The sequence below is a fragment of the Streptomyces sp. NPDC090108 genome (genome assembly GCF_044747185.1).
In the GTDB taxonomy this organism is placed as follows: domain Bacteria; phylum Actinomycetota; class Actinomycetes; order Streptomycetales; family Streptomycetaceae; genus Streptomyces.
In genome coordinates this window covers 19,812-30,768 of record NZ_JBIVDQ010000004.1, presented here as the reverse complement: position 1 = coordinate 30,768, position 10,957 = coordinate 19,812, and the positions used below count along the sequence as shown (strand labels likewise).

The window sequence follows — 10,957 nt, the reverse complement described above, 5'->3', positions numbered from 1 at the left end:
ACGGAACGGCAAGCCCTACCCGCGGCCCGTTCCGGGCGACGCGAACGGCAAGCCCTACCCGGGCAGCACCGTCCGCTGAGTCGCCGACCGTATGAGTGGCGGGGCCGGACCTGAGCCGGCCCCGCCGCACCTCTGACGTGAACGAGGACGATGCAGCTCACCCTTGCCCTGCCCTGGTGGGCCCGGCTACTGCGCCGCGCCCGGACCACCCCGTCCCCGGCGCCGAGCGCGCCGCACCCCGGCCGACGCTCCCGGCATCTGCGTCCGGTGGCCGACCGGGACGGCGAGGAGGACTCCCCCACACTCGCCGATCTGTACCGGACCAGGAGGCTCGACATGGTCCGGCTCGCGGCGTTCCTGGTGGACGACCTGCATACCGCCGAGGACGTGGTCCAGGACGCCTTCGCCGCCGTCTGCCGGCGGCACGGCGAACGGCTCGACGACCTCCAGAACGCTCATGCCTATCTCCACACCGCGGTGGTCAACGCCGCCCGCTCGGTGCTGCGCCGGCGGCGCACCGCGCGCGCCTACACCCCGCCGCACCAGGGCCCGGGGGCGCCGGTCGACGAGCTGCTGCTGCTCGCCGAGGAACACCGGGAGGTCTTCGACGCGCTGGCGCTGCTCACCGTGCGCCAGCGCGAAGTGCTGGTCCTGCGTTACTGGTCCGACCTGAGCGAGGCGCAGATAGCCGAGGCCCTCGGCGTGTCCCGGGGGACCGTCAAGTCGACCGCGAGCCGCGCGCTCGCCATTCTGGAAAAGCTGCTGGAGGCGGACCGATGAGTGATCAGGCGCCGATCGAGGAACGGCTGCGTGCCGCGCTCGAAGCGCGTGGGCGGCTCATCAGCGCCCATGACCTGTCCCCGGGCCGCCCGCCGACCGGAAGGACCTGGGGCACACTCCGGATCCGGCGCGTGCTGTCCATCGCCGCGGCGGCCGCCGCGGTGGCCGCGGCCGCCGTCGCCCTGCTGCTGTCCTCCGCCGCTCCGGACCACTCCCGCCCGGCACCGCCCGCACGGCACCCCACCCCCAGCGTCACCCCGACCTCCCCCGCTCCGCACCCGGTGCCCTCCACCGCCCCGCACGCGGTGCCGTCCACCGACCCGCAAGCGGTGCCCTCCGCCGTCGCGTCCGGGCCCTAGGGGGTGTCTCCCCGATCTTCGTGGGCCCGCGGAGCCCGGGGAGACACCCCCCAGGCGGAGAACGGCTGTACCGACATCGGCTCCGCGCGGCGCCACCGCGCCGCCGGCATCAGCGAGCGTCCACCGACGACACCTTGAGGATTCACGTGCTGGCGTCCCTCGCATTCGATCTGGCCCCGTACGCCGGGATCGATGGAGATCAATATGTACAACGCGGCTACTGCAGCTGGAGCGACGCGGGCTGGCGTTCGCTGCTGGTGCAGAGCTTCGTGCATGTCCGCCAGGTCGACGACTTCCTGCTGCCCGGAACGTCCGATCTGCACTTGGTGCTGTGTACCGGCGGGGAAGCGATGATGCAGGTCGGGTCCGAGGGGACATCGACCAGGCGTCGCTGGAGGCCCGGCCGGCTCGAGCTCATGGTGCCCGGCCGGCCGACGCTGCGCAGCTACACGTCGACGTCGGTCATGTCCACCGTCCAGGTCCATGTGCGGCGGGCCGACATCGAGCAGGCCGCCCAGGGGCTGAAGAAGCCCGCCGCCGACTTCGAGGCGCTGTCCGCCGAACTGAGCGAGGGCGACCCGGTCGTCGAACACCTCGTCCGGTCCCTCCCCGCCCACCGGGACGCGGGGGACCTGTACGCCGAGTCGGTCGCGTCGTTCCTCGCGATGCACCTCATGTCCCGGGGCCGGATACCGCGCCTGCCCGGACACGGGCACGCGGCGGTGCGCACGGGCATCGGCATCATGCGGGACCGCCTGGCCGAGCCGCTGACCCTCGCCGAGATCGCGGCCGAAGCGCACCTCAGCGTGTACCACTTCGTCCGCGTCTTCAAAGACGCCACCGGCCTGACACCACGCCGCTATCTCACCCGGCTCCGCATCGAGCGCGCCCAGCGGCTGCTGTCGGAGACGGACCTCACCATGGAACAGATCACCGAGCGGTGCGGGTTCGCCGCACCCAGCGCCCTGTCATCGGCGTTCCTCCGCCAGGTCGGCGTCCGGCCCTCCGCCTACCGCAGGGCGACCGCCAGTTAGTCCGGCGGCGTTCGGCCCGGGTCCGCCCCGGGCCGAACGCCGGCGGAAGCCGTCAACCGCGTGACTCCGGGGCCTCGCTCCGGAGGGTGGGCCCTGTCCGGGGCGGGATACCGAGACCGCTTTCCGTCCTACGGTCTGACGCATGGCTGACACCGGAGCTTCCGCGCTCCCCCGTACGTCCCCGGCCGGCTCCCCGCTCTTCCGCGCCGAGCAGTTCGTCTGGCTCACCGCGCGCGTGCTGGAACAGCGGCTGTTCGCGTACCACTTCCTGCGCGGCCCCGCGGATCCGGTGGAAACGGCGCTGGACGCCTACCGCAACGAGGACGCCGGGTACGGTCACGGGCTCGAACCCGATCTGCGCGGGCCGGTGAGCCAGCCCCTGCACACCGCCCGCGCGCTGCGCGTGCTGGACGCCGTGGGGCGCTGCGGCGGGCAGCGGGTGGAGCGGGTGTGCCGGTACCTGACCTCCGCCTCCACTGCGGACGGCGCGCTGCCGGCGGTCCGTCCCGCCCAGCGCGGTTATCCGGTGGCACCGTTCGTGCCGGTGACGGACGACCCGCCGGCCGAGCTGCTCGCCACCGGTCCGGTGGTGGGCCTGCTGCACCGCAACGAGGTGTGGCACGCGTGGCTGTTCCGCGCCACCGACTTCTGCTGGCGGACGGTGGAGTCGCTGGAGATGCCGCATCCCCGCGAGGTGGAGGCGGCCGTGGCCTTCCTGGACGCGGCGCCCGACCGTCCTCGCGCGCGTGCCGCCGCGGACCGTCTCGGCCGCCTGGTGCGCGAGCGGCGGATCGCCGTCCTGGACCCGGACCGGCTCGACGCGTATCCGGTCGCCGCCGGGTACGCCCCCGGCGGGCATCACTTCCCGCACGACTTCGCGCCGACCCCGGAGTCGCTCGCGCGCGCGTGGTTCACCGAAGAGGAGATGGGCCGCTCCCTGGACCACCTCTCCGCCGGGCAGCGGGAGGACGGCGGCTGGCCGGTCCGGCGGCTCCGCTGGGCCGAGGCGCCCGCTCTGGAGGCGCGCTCCCTGGCGACGATCGAGGCACTGCGCACCCTCAGGGCGTACGGCCGCTTCGTGGGCTGACCCGGACCCACCGTGCGTGCCTGCTCGGCGGGCGGGCCCGGCGGGCTCGCGCGGAGAGCAGGCCCGGCGGGCTCGCGCGGCGGTCGGGTCCGGCGGGCGGGCCCAGTGAGCGGTGGACGTGGGGCGGGACCGGCTCACCCCCCGAGTGCGCGTACCCCCGCGGTCACCACCACCGCCGCCGCGACGACCAGCAGGAACGGTGCGCGCAGCACCAGTGCGACGGCGGCCGCGCCCAGCCCGGCGGCGCGGGCGTCCAGCACGAGCGCGTGCCCGTCGGCGAACGTCTGCTGAGCGGTGAGCGCGGCCAGGAGGGCGACGGGAAGGAGGGCGGCGAGCCGCTTCACGAGCGGCCGTTCCATGGCGCCGGCGGGCACGAGCAGCCCGGCGAGCTTGACGGCGTAGCAGCCGAGGACGGTGAGGCCTATCGCGATCCAGGTGTTCAACGGTCCTCCTCCGGTGCGGCCGGCGCGGGGGCCGGGGCCGCCGTGCCGTCCTCGCCGCGGCCGCGGCCCTTCACGAACAGGGCGGCGGGTGCCGCGAGCGCGGCCACCAGGACGGGGACTCCGGCCGGCAGGACCGGCAGCAGCCCGAGGCCGAGGAGCACCGCGAGGGCGGCGACCGCGCGCTCGGTGGCCGTGCGCAGCATGGGGGCGAGCAGGGCGAGGAAGACGGCGGGACCGGCCGCGTCCAGGCCCCAGGCGCCGGTGTCCCCGATGGCCTTGGCGCCCAGCGCGCCGAGCAGGGTGGTCAGGTTCCACAGCAGGTACAGGCTGAGTCCGGTGACGGTGAACCCGATCCGCGCGGCACGCCGGTCCGGCTGGGCCAGGGTCACGGCCGTCGTCTCGTCGATCACCCACTGCGCGGCCAGCGGCCGCAGCGCGCGCGGGAGGGCCAGCACCTGCGACAGGCGCAGTCCGTAGAAGGCGTTGCGCACGCCGAGGAAGAAGGCGCCCGCGGCGGCCGCGAACGGGTTGCCGCCGGCCGCGAGGGCGCCCACCAGGGCGAACTGGGAGGCGCCGGTGAAGACCAGGAGGCTGAGCGCGCAGGTCTGGAGCAGGCCGAGCCCGCTGCCGGCCGAGGTCACGCCGAAGGCGAACCCGGACAGGCCTACGGCGACTCCGACGCCCAGGGCGTCCCGTACGACGGCGCGGTCGGGCCTGGCCGGATACCCGGCGGGCCGGGCCGCCAGGGGGGAGACGCCCCCTGGTGCGGTGTGTTGCTCTGTCACGTCCCGGACGGTAGGTCCGCCGGCCGGTCCGGGTCTTGTACGTTCTTGCGCTCGGGCCGGCCGCCATGCCGCTCGCGCCGGTAGGCGCCCGGGGGCACGCCGACGATCCGGGTGAAGTGCCGGTTGAGGTGGGGCTGGTCGGTGAAGCCGACCGCGACGGCGGCCTCGGCGGGTGCGGTGCCCGCGTCCAGCAGGGACCGGGCGCGCCGCACCCGGGCGTCGGTCAGCCAGGTGTGCGGCGGCATGCCGTAGACGTCGCGGAAGGCGCGCAGCAGGGCGAAGGGGCTGGTGCCCAGGTCGGCGGCCAGGCGTTCCAGGGTCGGCGGCCCGGCCATCCGGTCCGTGAGGACGGCACGCGCGCGTGCGGCGAGCGCGGCGCCCGCGGTCCGGGGCCGCCGCTGCGGCAGCGGGCCCCCGTTCAGCCGCAGCAGCCTGGTGACGGCGACGCGCAGCAGCGTGTCGGCGGCGAGCGCGTTGCCCTCGTCGGCGGCGCGGAGCACCTGGTGGACCAGCCGGACGGTGTACGGATCGTCGAGGACCGGGCGGACGAAGCCGGGCGTGCCGCGGACGGTGCTGGTCTCGGCCGCGATCGCGGCCACCACCTCGGGCGACGGGTAGACCGCGCCGTAGCGCCAGCCCTCGGGGACGCCGGCCCGGCCGGTGTGCGGGGTGTCCGGGTTGACCAGCGCGAGGGCTCCCGCGCCCGCGGACACGTCGGATCCGTGGTGCTGGAAGACCTCGACCCCGTCGGCTATGGCCGCGATCACGAAGTGCTCGTGGGTGTGCCGGACGAAGGTCTTCTGGATGTAGCGGGCGCGCAGCAGGTCGACGCCGGGCAGCTCCGTGTACCGCCAGTGCCGCGCCCGCTCCCCTGAACCAGCCATGGGCCCATTCTCCGCCACGCCCGGCCGGCCCGCCGCGCGCCCGGAGCCGGGATCCTCCCTGTTTGTGCTGGTCAGGGCGATTGTCAGTGGCTGGGTGCAGGATGGACGCATGGTCAGCTCCGCACACCGGGCCCTCGAAGGCTTCTCCCCCGCGACCCGCGGCTGGTTCACGGGGGCGTTCTCCGCGCCCACCGCGGCCCAGGCCGGCGCGTGGCAGGCCCTCGGCGAGGGCTCGGACGTGCTGGTGGTCGCCCCGACCGGCTCGGGCAAGACGCTGGCCGCCTTCCTCGCCGCCCTGGACCAGCTGACCTCGACGCCGCCCCCGGCCGACCCGAAGAAGCGCTGCCGGGTGCTGTACGTGTCGCCGCTGAAGGCGCTGGCCGTCGACGTCGAGCGCAATCTGCGCAGCCCGCTGACCGGAATCCGCCAGGAGTCGGTGCGGCTGGGGCTGCCCGAGCCCGAGGTCAAGGTGGGCATCCGCTCCGGGGACACCCCGCCCGCCGAGCGGCGCGCGCTGTCCACGCGTCCGCCGGACATCCTGATCACCACCCCCGAGTCGCTGTTCCTGATGCTGACGTCCTCCGCGCGGGACGCGCTGGCGGGCATCGACACGGTGATCCTGGACGAGGTGCACGCGGTCGCGGGCACCAAGCGCGGGGCGCATCTCGCGCTGTCCCTGGAGCGGCTGGACGAGCTGCTGCCGAAGCCGGCCCGCCGGATCGGCCTGTCGGCCACCGTCCGCCCGGTGGACGAGGTGGCGCGCTATCTCTCGCCGCGCCGCAAGGTGGAGATCGTCCAGCCGGAGTCCGGCAAGGAGTTCGACCTGTCCGTGGTCGTCCCGGTTGCGGACATGGGCGAGCTGGGCGGCGCTCCGGCGGCCGACGGCGGCGACGGCGCGGAGAAGGCCTCCATCTGGCCGCACGTGGAGGAGCGGATCACCGACCTGGTCCAGTCCCACCGGTCGACGATCGTCTTCGCCAACTCCCGCCGTCTGGCGGAGCGGCTGTGCAACCGGCTCAACGAGATCGCCTACGAGCGGGCGACCGGCGAGCCGATCGACGAGCACCACTCCCCGGCCCAGCTGATGGGCGGCTCCGGGGCGGCCCAGGGCGCACCCCAGGTGATCGCCCGCGCGCACCACGGCTCGGTCTCCAAGGAGCAGCGCGCCCTGGTGGAGGAGGACCTCAAGGCGGGCCGGCTGCCCGCGGTGGTCGCCACCTCCAGCCTCGAACTGGGCATCGACATGGGCGCCGTCGACCTCGTCGTACAGGTCGAGTCCCCGCCCTCGGTCGCCTCCGGACTCCAGCGCGTCGGCCGCGCGGGACACCAGGTGGGCGCGGTCTCCACCGGTGTGGTCTTCCCCAAGTACCGGGGCGATCTGGTCCAGTCCGCCGTCGTCACCGAGCGGATGCGCTCGGGCGAGATCGAGGCCCTCAGGGTGCCGGCGAACCCGCTGGACGTGCTCGCCCAGCAACTGGTCGCCATGACGGCCCTGGACACCTGGCAGTACGACGACCTGCTCGCCACCGTCCGCCGCGCGGCCCCCTTCGCCTCGCTGCCCGAGTCGGCGTTCACGGCGACCCTCGACATGCTCGCGGGCCGCTACCCGTCGGACGCGTTCGCCGAGCTGCGCCCGCGCGTGGTGTGGGACCGCGTGGCCGGCACCGTCACCGGGCGCCCCGGCGCCCAGCGTCTCGCGGTCACCTCCGGCGGCACCATCCCCGACCGGGGGCTGTTCGGGGTCTTCCTCGCCGGTTCCGACCCCAAGAAGGGCGGCGGCCGGGTCGGCGAGCTGGACGAGGAGATGGTGTACGAGTCCCGGGTGGGCGACGTCTTCACGCTGGGCACGAGTTCCTGGCGCATCGAGGACATCACCCGTGACCGGGTCCTCGTGTCCCCCGCGCCCGGTGTGCCGGGCCGCCTGCCGTTCTGGAAGGGCGACCAGCTGGGCCGCCCCCTCGAACTGGGCCGCGCGGTGGGCGCCTTCCTGCGTGAGGTCGGGTCGCTGTCCAAGGAGGACGCCCGGCTGCGCCTGCTGGCCGCGGGCCTGGACGCGTGGGCGGTGGACAACGTGCTGTCCTACCTGGACGAGCAGCGCGAGGCCTGCGGCCACATCCCCGACGACCGCACGATCGTGGTCGAGCGCTTCCGTGACGAGCTGGGCGACTGGCGGGTCGTCATCCACTCCCCCTTCGGCGCCCAGGTGCACGCTCCCTGGGCGTTGGCGCTCGGTGCCCGGCTGGCCGAGCGGTACGGCATGGACGCGCAGGTCATGCACGCCGACGACGGCATCGTGCTGCGCCTGCCCGACGCCGACCTGATGGGCCTGGACCTGCTGGACCAGGACCCGGTGAAGGCCCCCATGGACACGGCGTTCGACAGCGAGCAGCCACCGGTCGGCGCGGCGGACGTCGCCTTCGACAAGGGGGAGGTCGACCAGATCGTCACCGACCAGGTCGGCGGCTCCGCCCTGTTCGCCTCCCGGTTCCGTGAGTGCGCGGCGCGCGCGCTGCTGCTGCCGCGCCGCAACCCCGGCAAGCGCACACCGCTGTGGCAGCAGCGTCAGCGCTCGGCCCAGCTGCTGCAGGTGGCGAGCGAGTTCGGTTCGTTCCCGATCGTGCTGGAGGCGGTCCGCGAGTGCCTCCAGGACGTCTTCGACGTGCCCGGACTCGTGGAGCTGATGGGCGACGTCGAGTCCCGCAAGGTCCGCCTCGTCGAGGTCACCACCCCGGAGCCCTCGCCCTTCGCCCGTTCGCTCCTGTTCGGTTACGTCGCCCAGTTCCTGTACGAGGGGGACTCCCCGCTCGCCGAGCGCCGCGCGGCGGCCCTCTCCCTGGACTCCCGGCTGCTGGCGGAGCTGCTGGGCCAGGCGGAGCTGCGCGAGCTGCTCGACGCGGAGGTGCTCACGGAGCTGGAGCGCGAGCTCCAGTGGCTCACCGAGGACCGCCGGGTCAAGGACGCCGAGGGTGTGGCCGACCTCCTCCGGCTGCTCGGTCCGCTGACCGACGCCGAACTGGCCGAGCGCGGCGCCGAGCCGCGGTGGGCACCGGAACTGGCCGCCGCCCGGCGGGTGATCAGGGTCCGTATCGCGGGCGAGGAGCACTGGGCGGCCATCGAGGACGCGGGCCGGCTGCGCGACGCGCTCGGCACGGCGCTCCCGGTCGGTGTGCCCGAGGCCTTCACCGAACCGGTCAAGGATCCGCTGGGCGATCTGCTCGCGCGCCATGCCCGTACGCACGGCCCCTTCACCTCGGCCACCGCCGCGGCCCGGTTCGGCCTCGGCGTGGCGGTCACCGAGGGCGCGCTCCAGCGGCTCGCCGCGAACGGCCGCGTCGTCCAGGGCGAGTTCCACCCCGCGGGCATCGGCCAGGAGTGGTGCGACGCGGCGGTGCTGCGCCGTCTGCGGCGCCGTTCCCTGGCCGCGCTGCGGCACGAACTGGAGCCGGTGGCGCCCGCGGCGCTCGCCCAGTTCCTGCCGCAGTGGCAGCACATCGGCAAGGGACACCAGCTGCGCGGCCTGGACGGACTGGTGCGTGCCATCGAGCAGTTGCAGGGCGCGTCGGTGCCGGCCTCCGCGCTGGAGAAGCTGGTCCTGCCGTCGCGCGTGGCGGACTACACGCCGTCGATGCTCGACGAACTCACCGCCGCGGGCGAGGTGGTGTGGGCCGGGGCGGGCTCGCTGCCCGGCAAGGACGGCTGGGTCTCCCTCTATCTGGCCGACAACGCCCCGCTGCTGCTGCCGGAACCGCATCCGCTGGAGCTGACCCCCCTGCACAGGTCCGTCCTGGACGCGCTCTCCGGCGGCTACGGCCTGTTCTTCCGGCAGATCGCCGACCAGGTCCGTGCGACCACGCACCCCGCGGCCACCGACCACCACCTCGCCGACGCCCTGTGGGATCTGGCCTGGTCCGGACGGCTCACCAACGACACCCTCGCCCCGATGCGCTCCCTGCTGGGCTCGGGCCGTACGGCGGGCTCGACGGCCCACCGCGCCAAGCGCCAGGTGCCGCGCGGGCGGTACGGATCCCTGACGTCCGCCGCCAGGGCCGCCTCCCGTTCCGGGCCGCCGACCGTGGCGGGCCGCTGGTCCCTGCTCCCCGTCGCCGAACCGGACGCCACCGTGCGGGCCCACGCGCGCGCCCGGGCCCTGCTGGACCGGCACGGTGTGGTGACCCGTGGCGCGGTCGGCGCGGAGGGCGTCGAAGGCGGCTTCTCGGCGGTGTACCGGGTCCTGTCCGCGTTCGAGGAGAGCGGCCAGGCCCGGCGCGGCTATGTCGTCGAGGGCCTGGGCGCGGCCCAGTTCGCGATGGACGGCGCGGTCGACCGCCTGCGCGCGGTGTCCAACGCGCGCGACCGGGCCGCGGGGCTGCCCGGCGCCGGCGTCGCGGACGGTTTCGCGCCGCCCGCCGCCGGGGTCGGCACCCCGCCCTTCCCCGGCGACGCCCACACCGTCCCCGGCACCTTCGACGAGGACGGCGGCGCCCTCGCCCATCCGGGCCTGGACGGCGACTTCACCTGGCCGCCGGCGGACCAGGCGTCCCCGTCCGGTGATTCCGCCTGGCTCGCGGGGGGCGCCTGGCAGCCGGAAGGCGATCGCACCGACCGGGGCGGCTACGCCTCGTCACGCGACCGGGTCCCGGGCCACGGTGGTCCCCGGGGCGGGTCCGCCTCTCCCTACGGCGCGGGGGCGAGCCGGGGTTTCGGCGGCCGCCGTGCCGGCACCTCGGCTCCCGACCCGCGTGCGGTGGTCCTGGCGGCGGCCGACCCGGCCAACGCCTACGGCGCGGCGCTCCCCTGGCCCGAGCCGCCGAACGGGGCCGGGCACAAGCCGGGCCGCAAGGCGGGCTCCCTGGTCGTGCTGGTGGAGGGTGAGCTGACGCTGTACATGGAGCGCGGCGGCAAGACCCTGCTGGCCTGGCCGTCGGCCCCGGACACCGCCGCCGGGGACGATCCGCGTCTGAGCATGGCCGCGGAAGCCCTTGCGGCGGCGGCCCGCGCGGGTTCGCTCGGCACGGTGACGGTCGAGCGGATCAACGGCGCCGCTGCCCTGACCTCGCCCATAGGCGCGCTTCTGGAAGGCGCGGGCTTCATCGCCACACCACGCGGCCTCCGCCTGCGGACCTGAACCTGAGCGGAACCGGGGCTCGGCGGCCCGCACACCGCCGGCACACGGGTCCGGACACAACCGGTGGCACGGAACCCGGGAACCGGTCCCCCGGAGCCCACGGCCCGGCTCACCGGCCCCACCAGTCGCGGCCCCGGTGCCCCGGCGGCTCCTCGCGGCCGCAGCCCCGGAGCCCCCGCACCACACGCACGCCGGGGACGGCCGCACTCCTGGCGGCCCGGCACAGCAGGTCGGCCACCGCCGCAGCCCCGGTGGCCCCGCACGGCACAGCACGCCGGACACGGCCGCACTCCCAGTGGCCCGGCCGGCTCCTCGGCGCGGCCACAGCCCCGGTGTGACCCGGCCCGGCCCGGCACGCCGACCACAGCCACACTCCCGGTGGCCCGGCGCGGCTCCTCTGCGCGGCCGCAGCCCCGGTGGCCCGGCCCGGCACCGCTCGCCGGACCCGGCCGCAGCCCCG

At 75.3% G+C, this 10,957-nt stretch carries 8 protein-coding genes; 5 read left to right on the top strand and 3 right to left on the bottom strand.

Annotated elements, in window-relative coordinates:
* The first annotated feature begins 150 nt into the window (after nt 1-150).
* The 4 genes from ACIPRD_RS15255 to ACIPRD_RS15240 all read left to right on the top strand — a co-directional run bounded on the left by ACIPRD_RS15255 (nt 151) and on the right by ACIPRD_RS15240 (nt 3,260).
* On the top strand, nt 151-780 hold the full coding sequence (locus ACIPRD_RS15255; protein ID WP_356406946.1) for a SigE family RNA polymerase sigma factor: 630 nt from the start codon (nt 151-153) through the stop codon (nt 778-780).
* Nucleotides 777-1,139: a hypothetical protein gene (locus tag ACIPRD_RS15250; protein WP_401563227.1), complete on the top strand. Its 363-nt coding sequence runs from the start codon at nt 777-779 to the stop codon at nt 1,137-1,139. Before ACIPRD_RS15255 ends, ACIPRD_RS15250 begins: the two co-directional genes overlap by 4 nt.
* A gap of 134 nt (nt 1,140-1,273) precedes the next feature.
* The gene (locus ACIPRD_RS15245) at nt 1,274-2,173 is read left to right on the top strand and encodes a helix-turn-helix domain-containing protein (RefSeq protein ID WP_401563225.1); all 900 of its coding nucleotides are present in this window, start codon (nt 1,274-1,276) and stop codon (nt 2,171-2,173) included.
* A 142-nt stretch (nt 2,174-2,315) separates the two neighbouring features.
* Nucleotides 2,316-3,260 carry a hypothetical protein gene (locus tag ACIPRD_RS15240; RefSeq protein ID WP_401563223.1) on the top strand — a complete coding sequence of 315 codons (945 nt, stop codon included), beginning with the start codon at nt 2,316-2,318 and terminating at the stop codon, nt 3,258-3,260.
* Between the two features lie 134 nt (nt 3,261-3,394).
* On the opposite strand, the gene ACIPRD_RS15235 is transcribed toward ACIPRD_RS15240, so the two are convergent.
* Genes ACIPRD_RS15235 through ACIPRD_RS15225 form a run of 3 tightly spaced genes read right to left on the bottom strand, consistent with a single transcriptional unit; the run spans nt 3,395 to nt 5,372 of the window.
* Nucleotides 3,395-3,703, bottom strand: coding sequence for an AzlD domain-containing protein (locus ACIPRD_RS15235; protein WP_356406958.1), 309 nt, complete (start codon nt 3,701-3,703; stop codon nt 3,395-3,397).
* A complete protein-coding gene (locus ACIPRD_RS15230) occupies nt 3,700-4,449 on the bottom strand; it encodes an AzlC family ABC transporter permease (protein ID WP_401564163.1) in 750 nt (249 codons plus the stop codon). The genes ACIPRD_RS15235 and ACIPRD_RS15230 overlap by 4 nt, the downstream gene beginning before the upstream one ends.
* Before the next feature lie 35 nt (nt 4,450-4,484).
* The gene (locus ACIPRD_RS15225) at nt 4,485-5,372 is read right to left on the bottom strand and encodes an AraC family transcriptional regulator (RefSeq protein ID WP_401563221.1); all 888 of its coding nucleotides are present in this window, start codon (nt 5,370-5,372) and stop codon (nt 4,485-4,487) included.
* Nucleotides 5,373-5,481: 109 nt separating this feature from the next.
* On the opposite strand from ACIPRD_RS15225, the gene ACIPRD_RS15220 reads away from it, so the two are divergent.
* Nucleotides 5,482-10,497, top strand: a complete 5,016-nt coding sequence (locus ACIPRD_RS15220; protein WP_401563219.1) for an ATP-dependent helicase — start codon at nt 5,482-5,484, stop codon at nt 10,495-10,497.
* Nucleotides 10,498-10,957: the final 460 nt, after the last annotated feature.